We start from the raw sequence: 15,455 nt of genomic DNA, 5'->3' as shown, positions 1-15,455 counted from the left end.
AGGTCACGGTCGCGCCGATCAGCCAGCCGATGCCGACCACGCCGACGACGAAGACCGACAATCGAAACATCCATGACCTCGCGCTTCCACCTCGCGCTTCTCTTGGCGCAATAGTATCATCTTTCCATGCGCGAATCCGACACGGCGACTGGCGACGCCCCGCCCGTCCGCAAGATCATCCATATCGACATGGATGCCTTCTATGCGTCGGTGGAACAGCGCGACAATCCGGAGCTGCGCGGACAACCGGTCGCCGTCGGAGGCTCAGCGGAACGCGGCGTCGTCGCCGCCGCCAGCTACGAGGCCCGCAAGTTCGGTGTTCGCTCGGCGATGCCGTCGGTGACGGCGAAGCGGCAATGTCCCGACCTGATCTTCGTCAAGCCGCGCTTCGAGGTCTACAAGGCGATCTCCAGACAGATCCGCGACATCTTTGCCCAGCATACGCCTGTTATCGAGCCGCTGTCGCTCGACGAGGCCTATCTCGATGTGACGGAGAATCTACAAGGCATCCCGCTGGCACGCGACGTCGCGCTGCGGATCCGCGAGACAATCAAAGCCGAGACCGGCCTCAACGCTTCCGCAGGCATCTCCTACAACAAGTTTCTGGCAAAACTCGCCTCCGATCATCGCAAGCCGAACGGCCAGTTCGTGATCTCGCCGGAGATGGGACCTGCGTTCGTCGAAACCCTGCCCGTCGGAAAATTCCATGGGATAGGCCCGGCGACGAGTGCGAAGATGAACGCGCTCGGCCTGTTCACCGGCCTCGACATCCGCAACCAGACGCTGGAGTTCATGAACGCGAATTTCGGCAAGTCCGGCGCGTACTATTATTGGATCTCACGCGGTGTCGACGAGCGGCCGGTCCGGGCCAACCGGATCCGCAAGTCGATCGGCGCGGAGACCACGTTCTCGACCGACCTCGACGAATTCGACACGCTGGTCGCCGAGCTCAAGCCGCTCGTCGACAAGGTCTGGCGTCATTGCGAGACGACCGGCAACCGCGGCCGCACCGTCACCCTGAAGATCAAATTCGCCGACTTCGAGATCATCACGCGCAGCAGGTCCGTCCCGGCGGCGGTTGCAGGCCGGGACGAGTTGGAGCGGCTGGCCTGCGGCCTGCTCGAAGTCGAGACGCCGCCGCCCAAGCCCGTCAGGCTGCTGGGGGTCTCGCTGTCTTCCCTTCAGGACGGGGATGATACGGAGCCGCAGCTGACTTTCGGCATCTGAACCGGACTGGCAATGACAGTGGCAGGATTTTTCGAACCCGCCACCGATGCAAGTCGATCCCTGCACGATCACTTTTGTCCACCACTGACGACCAACACCGGCACGCTTCCGTCCGCCAGGACCTCCGATGTTTGGCTCCCCAAAAAAAACTTCCTGAAGCCGCGACGCCCATGAGAGGCCATGACGATCAAGCCGCAGCCTCTGGACTTTGCCGTTTCGATAATCGCCGTGGCCGGGTGCGCATTCGGAACATGCAAGAGTTCCGCAGATACACCGATCTGCTCCGCCGTTGCGCGAGCTTCATTGAGCACTTTGCCCGCGCGTTCCTTGCAGGCTGCGTCGAATCTATCAATCTCCTGCTGCGAGGGAATCCATCCTGAGTCGTGTCCGCCGCCATAGTCGATCGGCAGCGCTTCCGTTACGGTGATGACTGTCACCTTGGCGTTCAGGGCCTTTGCCAAAGCAATCCCGTGCTCAACGCCCTTTCTCGCGACATCCGATCCATCCGTGCTCAAGAGAATATTGGCGTACATTTGGGGCCTCCCCTGACTTGGCTACGTTGCTTCGGTTCTGACAATCTATCTAGAATTTGAGAGCTATCGGCTCGACGGCGTTTGGTCGTTCGCTTCAAACCACGACTCGACACTTGGCACGAGACGCGATTTGTTAGGCGACCTGCAAGCAGGAGAGAATGATGATGCTCGCGAAGCCCATCGGCACCGTCGCAGCTCTTATGATCACCTATGCGATGATGTGCACTGGAAGCGCACATGCGGAAATACTGATCACGACGGCCACCATATCGCAGGGCGAGTTGGTCATCGTCGGACGCGTCAGGCGGCCCCGCGAGCCCGGCGTGGAGATCAAGATCAGCCCGAGTAAGACCGTCAAGGTCGAGAGCACTTCGACTGGAGGGTTTCGGTGGATCGGACCGGAATTTCCCTCCACCTGCATCGTGAAGATCACGTCCGGACCTGATACGAGAGATGTGGTCATACAAAATTGCGGCCTCCCCGGTCCTCCTGGACCGGCGGGTCCTCCAGGACCGCCCGGACCGGCGGGCCCGATCGGACCGAAGGGAAGTTAGAGGGCAACTACCGCCCCGGAACCTATGGCTATCGACGATCGAAGCCGGTTCGATGCGGATGCCCGGTTCTGCGCGGACACAGCGTATCCAATTCCAAAACCCGACAGCAGCCATCGCGGCCGGTCCAGCGCATCCTTCATCTCCCAGGCCCTAAGAGACCAGCTTGGTGCGAAGCCGCCCGTACTCGGCATCGGTTATGGATCCCGATTTTTTCAGCTGATCGAGCTTGGTGATTTCGTCTGCGACACTAAAGCCGACTATGTGTCGCAATTCGTCGCGCGCCCGTTGCGCCTGCTCGGCGTTACGTTCGGCCATGCCTCTCCCCTGGGTGATCAGGTAGGCGAAGATGCCCAGGTAGGAGGTCAGGACCAGTGCGAGCACCCATAGCGCCTTGCCCCATCCGGAGATGTCGTGGCGCCTGAACAGGTCGCCATAGATGACGATCAGCAGCCAGAACCAGACAACGAATGCGAATATCGCAATCATGTCCATCAGGAAATTTCGATAGGTGAATCCTTCTTGGGCGAAGAACATTGCGATCCCCTCGTTGAATGACTGCTCTCGATCCCGTGGTTGCACTTAACGGCAGTACCGATGCGACACGCGGTGCGACCTTCCGCTGCTCGAGCGGTACCAGCAGCCGCCGTTCCGCCAATAATATCTGTGCCAATGCTGGTGTCGCCGGTGGGCGCCGGCGATCGCTCCGGCCGTAGCTCCTATGGCGGCGCCGCGACGACCGCCGATGGCACCACCGATGACCGCACCCCGAAGCGCACTCTGAGCGTACGATTCGCTCGAAGGAAACATTCCCGCGAACGAGAGCAGAATGACGAACAGCGCAAGCTTTCGCATCCGCGGATGCCTTTCTCGGTTGGTCGCTTCCGCCGTGCGGTAGCGCCGAATGGCTTATCTTCGAGCGGTGATTAGCGCCGCCGCGAAGCGGCATAGCGCGGATTGAGGCCGCAAGCGGCGGACGTGCCCGAAGCAGCGGCCAGGCATTGTTGACGGGTGGCGAACTGGCAATTGCCCGGAAAGCCCCAGCTGCGACCTTGCAGGCAGTATCGATCCGTCTGGGCCGACTGGGCCTGCCCAGAGAATACGACGGATAAAAATGTGGCAAGCAACGCCAGCATCGGAACGGCACGATGCATATCGACCTCCACGGATGGATGGAGGCGAATTATACCGGCGACGCGAGGCGGTACCGCCAGTAAAAGCCCTTGAAAGACGCTAGGGCGTTTATTGATGCGACCTGGAACGAAAGTGCTCAGGCTTTAGCGAAAATCTCAAGCTCGGGGCTACCTGAAGTCAATCGTATCAATTGACGGCGCGTTCACACACCTCACTGCCTTCACGGCGGGGTTTCCCCCCGCCGATCTGATCTTCCTTCACGACCAGCAATGGTCAATGCCTCACATGCTCGAACACCACGATCACGCCGGTCGGCTCCGGCTCGTGCGCCATCAGGCGCGTCAGATCCGCATCGCTCCAGTCGGCAAGGCTGACGACTTCGCCGGTCTGGCGTTCGGCGGCGAGAGACGGCGTGGGTTCGAGCACCTTCAGGCCCGTCTCGTCGACGAAGAAGGTGTGCTCGCCGAACATGCTGTTGAGCTGCGGCATGGCGGGATGTTCGTCGGGCAGCACCTGGGCGCCGAGCTGGTTGACGGTCTGCTTCACTTGTTCCGAAGTGAGCTTCATGGGCTGCTCCGTTTCTGTCGTGTTGGATTTCATTGAGTTGAACCAGAGCGGGCGTTCCCTGCGCCGCTGTGTATCGCCTGGCTCAGACTCCCGAACGGGTGCTGCGCACAAATGTTCCGGAAAAATGTATTTCGTGATCGCGAGTTTCATCCGCCGCGTTCGCGGCACGAGATCGCCACACGATGCACACGATCCGCCGCTGCTAGTCGGCGGCTTCGACGATCCGGATGTCACGATCCGCGCCATCGCCGAGCAAGTCGTGAGCGGCCTTGTAGGCGGGGCTTTCATACGCCGCCAAAGCGCTCACGACGCTGTCGAACTCGATGAGGACGACGCGTTCCATCTGGCCATGTTCGAAGGCAGCAGCCGGCATCCCGCGCGCAAGCACGCGGCCGCCGGCGGCTTCGATCGCCGGACGTGACAGTTTTGCGTAAGCCGCCATGGCGTCGGGATTCTTGATCGCGCGGTAGGTCGCAACCCAATAGGCTTTGGCCATTTTGTATCTCCTGGTTTTTCTTGACCTAGTGCTCGCTGCGGTTCTCGCCGACCGAGAGCGCGCAGATGCGTGACAGATATGTGTAGGACAGGCCGGTCTCCTCGGCCCAGGCGTTGAACTGCGCCTGCACTTTTGCGAGATCGCCCTTGGACTTGACCTCGTCGGCGATATCGAGGCCGGCGTCGCGCAGGCAAATCGCCACGTCCCTGGAGGTCACAAAACCATCCCAGCCGACGAAGCGCAGCAGCATCTGGCCGCTGTTGCCCCCGAGCCGGCTGCCGCGCTTGGTGAGGAGGTCGAGCAGACCGATCTCGTTAGACGGCGGCCACTTCGCCAGAAACTTGCCGAAGCTGCCGTGTTCTTTGGCGATCTCCTGCACGAAGATGGCATTGTCGCGCACCGACATGATCTTGGCGCCGTTGCGCACGATGCGCGCATCGCGCAACAGGCTCTCCCAATACTCTTCTGGCTGGAAGGTGAGTTCGGCCGGCTTGAAACGCAGGAAGGCCTCTTCAAAGCCGTCCCATTTCGAATCGATCACGCTCCAGGCAAAGCCCGCGCAAAACACCCGCTTCGTCATCTCGGCGAGGATGCGGTCGTCGCCGAGTTTTGCGAGACCCTTCAGGTCGGGCTTGTCAGGCATCAGCTTGTCGAGCGCCTTGGGGCCGCCCTTGCGCTTCTCGGCGCGGGCACGAATCGTCTTGAAGGAGGTCATGCGGTCACCGCGTTGAGACGGCCACGACATCAGAATTCGACGATCCGGTCCAGCCCTGCGATATCCGCCCCCGCATCTCATTGCATTGACGAGTGAAAGCGGCCATGCTGGTCTGCTTCTTGCTTCATAAGCTTTTGGAATTTCCCCGACATTTTCGAACGCAAACGGATTTTCAATGCGCTGCCTGGTCGTGGCCGACCTGCATTACTCGCTGCCGCAGCTCGACTGGCTTGTCAGCGCGGCGCCGCAGTTCGACCTCGTGATCTTCGCCGGCGATGCGCTCGACATCGGCTCGATGGTGGATTTTCGCGCGCAGATCGTGGTGGTGAAGAAATATCTTGCGCTGCTCACGGCGCAGACCCGCGTGATCCTCTGCTCCGGCAATCACGACCTCGACGAGCGCAATGCGGAGGGCGAAAAAATCTCGCGCTGGATCGCGGAGGCGCGGGAGCTTGGCATCGCCTGCGACGGGGACAATCTCACGCTCGGCGACACGCTGTTCACGGTGTGCCCGTGGTGGGATGGTCCGCTGGCCAAGCAGCGCATCGTCGAGCAGCTGCGCGACGCCGCGGTCAATCGTCCACAGCGCTGGATCTGGGCGCATCACGCGCCGCCGGCGAATTCGCCGACGAGCTGGGGCGGCAAGCGCTTCTTCGGCGATGTCGAGCTGGTGCAGTGGATCATGCAGTATCAGCCGGCGATGGTGATCTCGGGCCATGTGCACCAGTCACCCTTCATCACCGACGGTTCGTGGTTCGACCGGCTGGGCGAGAGCTGGGTCTTCAACGCCGGCCTGCAACCGGGACGGCCGCCGACGCACATCGTGCTCGATCTCGATGCCAACAAGGCGTTCTGGCTCGCGGCTGGCGAGGCACAGTGGATCGACCTCGACGCGCCACTGAGGCGGCCGGCGTCGTATATCGAAGAGCCGCCGGACTGGCTCACATCCTTGGGTCGGATTGCCGATCCGAGCCTGGCGAGACCTCGAGCGGCGGCAGGTTGATCATGCTCTGGAGCACCTCGCCGACCATGGCCAGATGCGTGCCGTGGCCGGCATATTGCCGCTTGAGATCGGCCAGATAGGTGTTGGCGACGTTGAGCCGCTGCGCCAGCGTGCGCGCCAGCAGCAGCGCGACCTCCGGCCGCTGGATGAGGAACGACGCCGCGTCCTCGAACTCATAGATGACCGAATTCTCGCTGGCCCGTACCGTTGCGGTATGCGGCAGACCGAGCAGCACGGACATCTCGCCGAACACGGCGCCGGGCTCGGCGATCGTCGCGACCACCATGTCGCTCTTGAGCACTTCGAGCTTGCCTTCCACGAGCACGTAGAGGTGGCCGCTGCTGGTGCCGCCCTCGCTGACGACGACCGTGCCGGCCGCAACCTGCCGCTCCGTGCCGCCGGTGCAATGATCCAGAACTGCGCGCATCGCCAAAAGCTCCCATCGCTGGGGACATCCAGGCGATACTAGAGCACGATCCGTGCCATGCGGCAACGCGCGGAGGGCTACCGAGACAGGCGCTTTGCGAAATTAACGGACTGCCAGTCTCCCAGGCCGGTATCCTCGAAACCGGCCTTCTTCGCAAGGCCGCGCATTTCAGCGTTCACCCGCGTGGTCTCGGCCGCAATCATCTCGTGGCCGAGATTGCTCGCGTGCCTCTCCATCGACGTCATCATCCGGAGGCCCACGCCTTTGCGCTGGAAGACATCGGCAACGGAGATGGCGAAATCACCATGCCGCGCGGCCGGATCATAGGCGTAGCGCGTCTCACCGATGATCGTGCGCTGCCCCTCCTGCCTGAGCTCGGCGAGCAGGGTGAAATGATCGGGATGACCGGCCTTTGCTACGCATTCGGCCGCGACCGCCGCGAGGTCGGCGCGCGCGCCCATGAAACGCTTGTTGCGCGTCGTCGCGGAAAGGCCGGTGAAATAGATCGAGAGGCATTCCACATCGGATGCATCGGCCACCCTGATGCAGACAATGCCTTTCGTCCCGTTCGGCTCGACAAGGGCATCCAGAGATAGCGGTGACATGCGCAGGGCTCGCGGCAGGTGGCGTGGACCGCACACCTAACCGGGGCCGCACGCCGGCGGCTTGGACATCGCTGCCAATCATGCGGCTGGAAACGAACAGCGCGTTTTCCTGCGCGTTGCGTCACACACGGGAGAGTGAGGGTACTTCCTCGGGCATGATGGCCTGAAGACCGCCGAAGCGGCGCTCGCGGCCATGGAAGGAGGCGAGAGCCGCAGCGAGATCGCTCGCCTCGAATTCCGGCCACATCCGCTCGGTGAAGTGCAACTCGGCATAGGCGCCTTCCCAGAGCAGGAAGTCCGACAGCCGCTTCTCGCCGGAGGTGCGGATGATGAGATCGACGTCGCGCAAGCCCGCCTCGCCGGTGACGAGCTGCGAGAAGGCTTCGCGGGTGAGGCTCGTCAGCGCCGCCGCCTTCGCCGCGGCGTTGAGGATGGCATCGCGCGCGGAATAGTCGACGGCGATACGTAGGTGAAGCGTGCTGCCCGGTGCGGTCGCCTGTTCGGCACGCGTGATCGCGCTCGCGATGCCATCGGGCAGCCGATCGCGGCGGCCGATCACGGTGAGGCGCACGCCGTTCTTGACCAGGCTCTGCACTTCGTTGGCGAGATAGAAGCGCAAGAGCGTCATCAGCGCAGCGACCTCGGCCTTGGGGCGGCGCCAATTGTCGGTGGAGAACGCATAGAGCGTCAGCGTGCCGATGCCCTGCTTGGGCGCAGCCTCGACGATGCGGCGGATCGTCTCGACGCCGGCCTCGTGGCCGCGCAGGCGCGACAGACCGCGCCGTGTCGCCCATCTGCCGTTGCCGTCCATGATGATGCCGACATGAAGCTTCTCGTTCTGGGACGTGACGTTACTTTGCATTGCAAAGTCTCCGGTCAAAAAAGGGGAAGATCAGGTCGAGATGATGCCGAGGCGTCCGAGCGATGGCGCCTCGCGGCCGGCGGCTTTGGCAGCGTCGCGCACCAGACGCTCGAGCACGGCGAGATAGTCGAGGAAGCGGCGGCGGCCGGCCTTGGTCAAACGGCAGGTGGTGTGCGGGCGATTGCCCTCATAGCCCTTGGTCACCTCGACGAGCCCGGCTTCCTGGAGCACGGCGAGATGTCGGCTGAGATTGCCGTCGGTGAGGCCGCAGAGCTGCTTGAGATCGGCGAACGCAAGACCCTTGGGATGCGCCATCAGCGAAGTCAGAAGCCCGAGCCTCGCCTTCTCGTGGATGACGCGGTCGAGCCCTTCATATGAGAACGGCGCGCTGTCAGTCTTCGACATCATTGTCTCCGGACGCGAAATACAGGATGCCCGCCATCACCGACTGCCCGATCACGAAAGGCAGTCCCATGGTCCATGGCGATAGCGTGTGGGTTTGGCTCGCGAGCACCACGACCGCGAAGCCGGAAACGAAATACCAGGCGCCCGCGAGCGCGACCGTGCGCGGCAGCGAACGGACGGAGGCGAAGATGCCGAGCGACACCAGGATCTGCCACAGGCCCGGCAGCAGCCACAGCGCCTCGCTCGCGAACTTCCACAGCACCACGGCAAGCAGCACACCAGCAACGCCGGCGGGCAGGAACTGCTCGACCGCCTGGTGGATCATGGCATCGGCCAGACCCGAATGATGACGGCGCGAGCGCGCGCGCATCTCGATGCCGATGATCAGGCCGGAAAGCGCGGCAGCGATGAGCCAGCCGAAGAAGAAGCCGAGCGGCGCGCTTGTGGGATCGCCGAGCAGCCAGAATTGCAGGACCGCAGTGAGAAGCGCGACGGCGCCGGTCGCAGCCATCGCCGCCGGGCCGTAGCCGCGGAACGCCGTGCCGGCCGCAATCTGGCTGCGGATCGCCACGATGTCGGCCAGTGCCTTGTCGAGATCGCGCATCGGCAACGCCAAAACCCCGCTCCGCCCAGTTGTCCGGGATTGTCCATCCGCTACTTTGTATTGCAAAGTATATAGCATCGCAAAGTAAAGGCAAGGCCGATTGTCGCTGCTGCAAGGTCGCTCCGCAGGAACAACTGCCGGTTGCGCCGCGCCTTCTCCCGCGGATAAGATGGACGCAGATACGTTCGGGGGGAAGTATGTGGTTTAAGTCATTTGTCGTTGCGTCTCTGTTGCAGGTCGGTATCGCCGGAATCGCGCATGCGAAGGGGCCGTTCGGCTCCATCAACGTCGGCAACTGGATCGGCGGTGCCTTCAGCAATGACGAGACGGGCGCCTTCTCGCATTGCGCGGCAACCGCACCCTACGCCAATGGCGTCATTCTGGTCATTGGCCAGAACACGGCCGGCTCATGGATCCTGAGCTTTGCGAGCCCCAGCTACCAGTTCAAGCAGGGCGAGAACGCCGCGATCGACGTCATCTTCGACGGGCGGGAGCAGGCGAGATTGTTCGCCACGGCCAACCAGCCGAACATGCTCACATCCGTCATGCCGGCAAATGTCGTGCGCACGTTTCAGAAGGCAAGCCTCATGGTCGCGACGAGCGGCCGCACCGTCCTGAACTTCGACCTGACCTCGACCGGGCCCGTGATCGCGGCATTGGCCAATTGCGTGACCAAAGTGAAGGCCGACGGCCTGAGCAAGGCCGGCGACTTCACCAAGATCGCTGCCAAGCCGCAAGCGGCGCCGGACAAACAGGCGCCACCGGCCCGCGGCAAAGCGACCCTGACCAAGAGCGGCACAGGCTTTGTGGTCAGCGGCAACGGACACATCGTCACCAACAACCATGTGATCGATGGCTGCGTCGGCGACATCAAGGGCAATCTCACCGGCGAGGCCGCGATGGTGCTGCGTGTCGTATCGAGCGATGCCAACAACGATCTCGCTCTGTTGCAGGCACCGTCGACCACGACATTCAAGGACTTTGCACGGATCCGCGACCGCGCGATCCGCTCTGGCGATTCCGTCATCGCCATCGGTTTTCCTTTCCATGGCTTGCTCACGTCGGATTTCACCGTGACGACCGGTATCGCGAGTTCGCTCAGCGGCATGCGCAACGACACGCGTTTCCTGCAAATCAGCGCGCCGGTGCAGCCCGGCAATAGCGGCGGCCCGCTGTTCGACACCACCGGGCAGATCGTGGGCGTGGTAACCGCGAAGATCCCCGCACTGCGCATCGCCGCTGCGACCGGCGACATCCCTGAAAACATCAACTTCGCGATCAAGACCGGCGCGCTGCGCGACTTCCTCGACAATTCCGTGGTGCCTTACCAGACCGCGGAGCCGAAGGCCGAGCTCAAGACCACCGACATCGCCGGCAACGCGCGGCCCTACACGATGCTGATCTCGTGCAACGCGACGGAGCAGGCCGACGCGAAGAGGTAGCTGTTGCGACCGCGAATCCGGCGGGACGGGCAGAATTGCGCCTTGTCCGCCGCCATCCTCCTCGATCATTTCGAACGTCGTCGTCTATGTCATCCGGTGACCCGGCTCAACGAGGGGGAAGTTGCAGATCCGCATCGACCTGCTGCCCGACGAGATAGACATCAGGATCTCCCCAGATATTCAACGTCGGCGTCTGTTTCCCCGCGGTCGCATTCTCGACCCTGGTCCAGGTATATTCGTAGAGGTCTTTAAGCGATATTTTGCCATTTGCCTTGATGTCGGCGCCGCCCTGCATTCCCTGCAGAAAATAGAAAGTGAACACACCATGCTGCAGGGCTGGCAGCTCAGTCGATAGCTGATCCGGCTCTCCCGCCGTGAGCACCACAACAGTCTTTCCATCCAGCGCGGGGAAAATGGCGGGAGGCGGAATGCTCTTCTTTGTGATGAGGCCGCGAGAACCACCAAGAGGACCAACGAGCTTTTGCGCAATGAGACCGGATACGCAAGTGTCGAGAATTAGGACGACGGTTCTCGATTTCAGCAACGAGAGCCACTCACCAATTTCTCCCATGCTGATGCACGTTGCTACCACCTTCTCGGAATTCGATTCCACCGGACAGATGTATCCCGCCTTTTGCCCTGAGTGAGTCGGCACCGAGACACCGTGACCAGCAAAGTAGAACACAAAAACATCTTCCTCTCTCAGCCGATTCCGAAGTGTCTCGGCGAAGACATCCGATATCTTCGCTTTCGTCGCGGCTTCGTCCAGAAGCGAGATCGTCTCAAGGCCGCTTGATTTCAGTGCAAACTCCATCGCCTCAGCGTCACTGCGGGCAAACGCCAAGCGAGCATTATTCTGATAGGCATTGATGCCTACGATGAGGCCTTTGCCTCGCACGCCAGATCGCACCAGAGTCTGGGGTGCCAGATTGGCCGTGACGTTTTTGTTCTTCAAAGCCGAGAGCTGCGATTGAACGTCAAGAATGGCTTGGCTCTGAGCCTCCATCTGCTTTCGCAGCCCTGCCAGTTCGTTCTGTAGCCAGAGGTCCTGCGTGTTTCGATAGCTAGGGAGGCTCGATTTTATGACGTCGACGAACTCCGCTGGACGACGTAGGTCGATGAAATTCCGAATGGCTTGCCAGTCTGACTCTCCCTGCTTGATGAACTTGGGAAGTAACTTGTCCGATTGGTCCAGCACGCCCTCAATAATGACGGCCGCCTTGGTCGCCTCGAAAATCGAGGCGGCATCCTCGTCGGGAAATTTCTTCGTCGAACTACGTACTGAGACGGTGCGCGTGTTCGGCGCCTCGGATCTCAGCGAAGATTCTAGGATCGCAGCAAACAGGCGCGTGGCCGTGCCGTCCTTATCGTTATCGAATTGGACGACGTAGACGCCGAACTCCTTGTCGGTGAACCGAACACCAAGCGAGCGCTCATCGACGATCTTGTAGGCAAACCACGATACTTCGGCAATCAACACGACACCAAGAACGATCCAGAAGGATCGCTCTCTAATCGAATGACCCGAGCTAGGCAGTGATTTCAGCTGGCTGACCAGCCAACCCCAGCTCAAGACAATGATTAGACCCACGATCAACGGCAGCGGTATCGAGTCGAGGGTCTTCAGTAAAATCGATTGGATCATGACACGCCCCGGTCTCATCAACCGCCAAGGCAGGTCCAACAAACGTCTAAATTGACGGTCGCAACTTCAGCAACTTAGCGGAAAACATCGCCCGCGATAAGCTATTTTTCCGTGTTACCGCTGCCGAGACGGACCGAACCGCCGCTGTCGCAGTGATTTCACCCGTGGCAGCACGCCCCCTTCGCCGCCTCCGGCTCGTACTGGTCGCGCAGGCGGACCCAGTCCATCGGATAGGGCAGGCCCTGCTCGTGACGGCCGAGCGGCGTGAGGTCGAGATACTGATAGGCCGCGTTCATCATGTCGAGACCGCGGGCGAAGCAGGAATAGGTGTGAAAAATCTCGCCCGCCTCGTTGCGGAAGAACACGCTGATGCCGGGCAGCTCCGGGCCGTAGAACGGCGTCGTGCCGAAATTGTACTTTGGCACACCCTTGTCGATCTCTTCGCGGGTGAACGAGACTTCGTAGTCGTGGTTGAAGTCGTTGCCGCCCGAGGAGACCCAGTCGAAGCTCCAGCCCATCCGCGTCTTGAAGGCCTCGAGCTTTGCGACTGGCGCCAGCGAGATCGCAACCATCGCAGTATCGCGCGCGGCGAGGTGCGGCGCCATGCGATCAAGACCGTCGGCCCAGAACGAGCAGCTCTTGCAGGCGGCCTCCCAGTCGGGTGCGAACATCACGTGCTGAACCACGAGCTGCGGTCGGCCCTTGAAGAGATCACCAAGCGTCACCTTCCCGTTTGATCCCTCGAACATATAGGCCTTCTTAACCTTGACCCAGGGCAACGCGCGACGCTCCTCGGCAAGGCGCTCGCGGGCCTGCGAAAACTCCTTCTCATGCGCCAGATGGACTTTGCGGGCCGCGATCCATTGCTCGCGCGAAACGATTTGATGTTGCTGCATGGTGTCCTCCATGAGGTCAGGCAACGAAGGCATCGAGCTTGTCGAAGAACGAACCCCAGCCGCGCTGGTGGTTGTCGCGCGCGGTCTCGTCGAAGAACTGGGCGTGATGGAACACCATCAGCGTGCCGTCGCTGTCCGGCTTCAGCGAGATTGTCACCAGCGATTCGCGCTCCGGCGTCGAGTGCCAGGCCCAGGTGAACACCAGGCGCTCGTTCGGCACGACCTCGCGATAGGTGCCGGCGGCCTCGAAATATTCACCGTCATCGCGGGTGAAGCTGATGCGATAGCGGCCGCCGGCGCGGACGTCGAGCTCGGCATTCAGCGTCGCCGGCGTCATGTTCGGCGGCCCGAACCATTGCATCAGTTGCGCGGCTTGCGTCCAGGCGGCGTAGACATTTTCCGGCCGCGCGCGGAGCCGGCGCGTGAGCGTGAGGCTTGGTGGTTCGGCTGTGCGGGGATCGGTGTTGACGGCTGCGTTGGCCATGTCTCTTCCTCCACGAAGGTGGCAAGGCGGTCGAATTTCTCGGACCAGAACTGCGCATAGCGATTGAGCCAGCTCATCGCCTGCTCCATCGGCTGTGCCGTGAGCCGGCAGGAGACCGTGCGCCCGGTCTTCTCCCGCACGATCAGGCCTGCATCCGTGAGCACATCGAGATGCTTCATGATCGCCGGCAGCGAGACCGGAAACGGCGACGCCAGCTCGCTCACCGACAGGCTGTCCTGCTCGCCGAGACGGGCGAGAAGTGCACGCCGCGTCGGATCGGAGAGCGCCGCAAAGGTTCGGTCGAGGGCCGCGTCCTGATACTTAACCATATGGTTTAGTATAGACACGAACGACGAAGCGTCAAGCAGGAACCCGCGTTCCCGGGCCTGCACGACGATTTTGATCGGGACTAGGCCCGACCGTCAGAGCGGCAATGGCGCGGCTAGTACGGCGCGACGGGCCGCGTGCGCCGGCGTGGTTGCGGCTGAGGCTGCGGCGCCTGCCCGTAGGCGACGCGCGGATTGGGTCCGCAGTAGAGCAGCCGGCCGGAGACGCTCGCCTGGCATTGCTCATAGGTGCTGTAGGCGCATTCGCCGGGATAGTCATATTCGCCGCCCTGCGCGCACCAGGGATAGTCGCGGGCCGCGGCGGGCGTGACGGTGGCGATACCGGCAAGGACCGTCGCGCCGAGCGTCAGCAGCGCCAATTGCGTCTTGCGCATGATCCCAACTCCTCTCTTGGTGGCGCGAGATACGGCGCCATCTATCATCAGGTTTCGCCCCGCCGTTTTATTCCAGACCGACGGGACAGACCACGCAAGAAAAAAGCCCTGCCTGATGGCAGGGCTCCATTTCTCGCCATCACAAGATCGCTACTCGACCTTCAGGCCGGCGAACTCGACGACCTTCTTCCACTTCGCGGTCTCGGCTTCGATCTCCGCGCCGAACGCCTCCGGCGTCTGCACCCGCGGGTCGCCGCCGAGCTCGACCAGGCGCTTGGTCATGTCGGGCTCCTTCATGAGCGCGTTGATCTCACTGTTGAGCTTGGCGATGATCTCCTTCGGCGTGTTCTTCGGCGCACCCATGCCGAACAGCGCGCTCGCTTCGTAGTCCTTCACGGTCTCCCCGATCGCGGGCACGTCGGGCAGTTGCACCGAACGCTCCGCCGTGGTGACACCGATCGCGCGCAGCGAGCCCGAACGGATGTGCTGGATGATCGAGGGCATGTTGTCGAAGATCACCTGCACCTGGCCGCCGATCATGTCGGTGATCGCGAGCGCCGCGCCGCGATAGGGCACGTGCTGCATCTTGCAGCCGGTCATCGCCATGAACATCTCGCCGGACAGATGCACCGAGGTGCCGTTGCCCGACGAGGCCATGTTGACCTTGCCGGGATTGGCCTTCACGTATTCGATGAACTCGGCGACGGTCTTGGCCGGCACGTCCTTGTTGACGGTCAACACGTTCGGCACGCGCTGGAACGAGGCGACCGGCGCGATGTCGCGCACGAAGTTGAACTTCAGGTTGGTGTAGAGCGAGGCGTTGATGAAGTTGGCCGGATTGACCAACTGCAGCGTGTAGCCGTCGGGCTCGGCGTTGATGACCGATTCGGTGCCGATATTGTTGCCGGCGCCGGGCTTGTTCTCGATGATGAATTGCTGTCCGAATTTTTCCGACAGCCGCTGGCCGATCAGCCGCGCCAGGATGTCGGTGGCCCCGCCCGGCGGATAGCCGACCACCCATTTCACGGGCCGGGACGGATAGTCGGCGGCAAGGGCCTTCGACAGCGGGCTGGCTGCAAGAGGCGTGGCGGCAAGCAGGCCCAGCGCGGTACGGCGAGTGATCATCTCAAGGCTTCTC

At 62.1% G+C, this 15,455-nt stretch carries 20 protein-coding genes; 3 read left to right on the top strand and 17 right to left on the bottom strand.

Going from position 1 to position 15,455, the window contains the following annotated elements:
* Positions 1-126 precede the first annotated feature (126 nt).
* The gene (dinB, locus tag B5V03_RS12625; protein ID WP_129270593.1) at positions 127-1,227 is read left to right on the top strand and encodes a DNA polymerase IV; all 1,101 of its coding nucleotides are present in this window, start codon (positions 127-129) and stop codon (positions 1,225-1,227) included.
* A gap of 68 nt (positions 1,228-1,295) precedes the next feature.
* Here dinB and B5V03_RS12620 read toward each other — a convergent pair whose 3' ends face one another.
* The 6 genes from B5V03_RS12620 to B5V03_RS12590 all read right to left on the bottom strand — a co-directional run bounded on the left by B5V03_RS12620 (position 1,296) and on the right by B5V03_RS12590 (position 5,223).
* Positions 1,296-1,760: a universal stress protein gene (locus tag B5V03_RS12620; protein ID WP_129270591.1), complete on the bottom strand. Its 465-nt coding sequence runs from the start codon at positions 1,758-1,760 to the stop codon at positions 1,296-1,298.
* Positions 1,761-2,464: 704 nt separating this feature from the next.
* Positions 2,465-2,848 (bottom strand): SHOCT domain-containing protein, encoded by a 384-nt coding sequence (locus tag B5V03_RS12615; RefSeq protein WP_129270590.1) that lies wholly within the window; start codon positions 2,846-2,848, stop codon positions 2,465-2,467.
* A gap of 389 nt (positions 2,849-3,237) precedes the next feature.
* The gene (locus B5V03_RS12605) at positions 3,238-3,465 is read right to left on the bottom strand and encodes a DUF3551 domain-containing protein (RefSeq protein ID WP_164987957.1); all 228 of its coding nucleotides are present in this window, start codon (positions 3,463-3,465) and stop codon (positions 3,238-3,240) included.
* Positions 3,466-3,718: 253 nt separating this feature from the next.
* Positions 3,719-4,012 carry a hypothetical protein gene (locus B5V03_RS12600; RefSeq protein ID WP_129270584.1) on the bottom strand — a complete coding sequence of 98 codons (294 nt, stop codon included), beginning with the start codon at positions 4,010-4,012 and terminating at the stop codon, positions 3,719-3,721.
* 202 nt (positions 4,013-4,214) lie between these two features.
* Positions 4,215-4,508 (bottom strand): DUF1330 domain-containing protein, encoded by a 294-nt coding sequence (locus tag B5V03_RS12595; RefSeq protein WP_129270582.1) that lies wholly within the window; start codon positions 4,506-4,508, stop codon positions 4,215-4,217.
* Positions 4,509-4,533: 25 nt separating this feature from the next.
* Positions 4,534-5,223 (bottom strand): DNA-3-methyladenine glycosylase I, encoded by a 690-nt coding sequence (locus B5V03_RS12590; RefSeq protein ID WP_129270580.1) that lies wholly within the window; start codon positions 5,221-5,223, stop codon positions 4,534-4,536.
* Positions 5,224-5,398: 175 nt separating this feature from the next.
* Between B5V03_RS12590 and B5V03_RS12585 the strand changes: the two genes are divergently transcribed.
* A complete protein-coding gene (locus B5V03_RS12585) occupies positions 5,399-6,226 on the top strand; it encodes a metallophosphoesterase family protein (protein WP_129270578.1) in 828 nt (275 codons plus the stop codon).
* On the opposite strand, the gene B5V03_RS12580 is transcribed toward B5V03_RS12585, so the two are convergent.
* The 5 genes from B5V03_RS12580 to B5V03_RS12560 all read right to left on the bottom strand — a co-directional run bounded on the left by B5V03_RS12580 (position 6,165) and on the right by B5V03_RS12560 (position 9,129).
* Positions 6,165-6,653, bottom strand: a complete 489-nt coding sequence (locus B5V03_RS12580) for a Crp/Fnr family transcriptional regulator (RefSeq protein WP_129270576.1) — start codon at positions 6,651-6,653, stop codon at positions 6,165-6,167. The two genes, B5V03_RS12585 and B5V03_RS12580, sit on opposite strands and share 62 nt — an antisense overlap.
* A gap of 77 nt (positions 6,654-6,730) precedes the next feature.
* Positions 6,731-7,258 (bottom strand): GNAT family N-acetyltransferase, encoded by a 528-nt coding sequence (locus B5V03_RS12575; RefSeq protein WP_164987956.1) that lies wholly within the window; start codon positions 7,256-7,258, stop codon positions 6,731-6,733.
* A 121-nt stretch (positions 7,259-7,379) separates the two neighbouring features.
* Positions 7,380-8,120, bottom strand: coding sequence for a di-trans,poly-cis-decaprenylcistransferase (locus B5V03_RS12570; protein WP_129270572.1), 741 nt, complete (start codon positions 8,118-8,120; stop codon positions 7,380-7,382).
* Positions 8,121-8,150: 30 nt separating this feature from the next.
* Entirely contained in the window at positions 8,151-8,525 is a 375-nt protein-coding gene (locus B5V03_RS12565) for a transcriptional regulator (RefSeq protein WP_164987955.1), read from the bottom strand.
* Positions 8,512-9,129: a hypothetical protein gene (locus B5V03_RS12560; protein ID WP_129270568.1), complete on the bottom strand. Its 618-nt coding sequence runs from the start codon at positions 9,127-9,129 to the stop codon at positions 8,512-8,514. Before B5V03_RS12560 ends, B5V03_RS12565 begins: the two co-directional genes overlap by 14 nt.
* 197 nt (positions 9,130-9,326) lie before the next feature.
* Here B5V03_RS12560 and B5V03_RS12555 point away from each other — a divergent pair, with 197 nt between their 5' ends.
* Entirely contained in the window at positions 9,327-10,571 is a 1,245-nt protein-coding gene (locus tag B5V03_RS12555; protein WP_129270566.1) for a S1C family serine protease, read from the top strand.
* A 106-nt stretch (positions 10,572-10,677) separates the two neighbouring features.
* Here B5V03_RS12555 and B5V03_RS12550 read toward each other — a convergent pair whose 3' ends face one another.
* From B5V03_RS12550 to B5V03_RS12525, 6 genes are all read right to left on the bottom strand, one after another.
* Positions 10,678-12,216, bottom strand: a complete 1,539-nt coding sequence (locus B5V03_RS12550) for a caspase family protein (RefSeq protein WP_164987954.1) — start codon at positions 12,214-12,216, stop codon at positions 10,678-10,680.
* 158 nt (positions 12,217-12,374) lie between these two features.
* Entirely contained in the window at positions 12,375-13,112 is a 738-nt protein-coding gene (locus B5V03_RS12545; protein ID WP_129270562.1) for a DUF899 domain-containing protein, read from the bottom strand.
* Between the two features lie 16 nt (positions 13,113-13,128).
* Positions 13,129-13,473, bottom strand: a complete 345-nt coding sequence (locus B5V03_RS12540; protein ID WP_245502229.1) for an SRPBCC family protein — start codon at positions 13,471-13,473, stop codon at positions 13,129-13,131.
* Positions 13,473-13,925, bottom strand: a complete 453-nt coding sequence (locus tag B5V03_RS12535; protein ID WP_164987953.1) for an ArsR/SmtB family transcription factor — start codon at positions 13,923-13,925, stop codon at positions 13,473-13,475. The genes B5V03_RS12540 and B5V03_RS12535 overlap by 1 nt, the downstream gene beginning before the upstream one ends.
* Before the next feature lie 113 nt (positions 13,926-14,038).
* A complete protein-coding gene (locus B5V03_RS12530) occupies positions 14,039-14,317 on the bottom strand; it encodes a DUF3551 domain-containing protein (protein WP_129270558.1) in 279 nt (92 codons plus the stop codon).
* Positions 14,318-14,467: 150 nt separating this feature from the next.
* A complete protein-coding gene (locus tag B5V03_RS12525; RefSeq protein WP_129270556.1) occupies positions 14,468-15,442 on the bottom strand; it encodes a Bug family tripartite tricarboxylate transporter substrate binding protein in 975 nt (324 codons plus the stop codon).
* Positions 15,443-15,455: the final 13 nt, after the last annotated feature.

The sequence above is a fragment of the Bradyrhizobium betae genome, from assembly GCF_004123905.1.
Lineage (GTDB): Bacteria > Pseudomonadota > Alphaproteobacteria > Rhizobiales > Xanthobacteraceae > Bradyrhizobium > Bradyrhizobium betae_A.
This window is presented reverse-complemented; position numbering and strand designations above follow the sequence as displayed.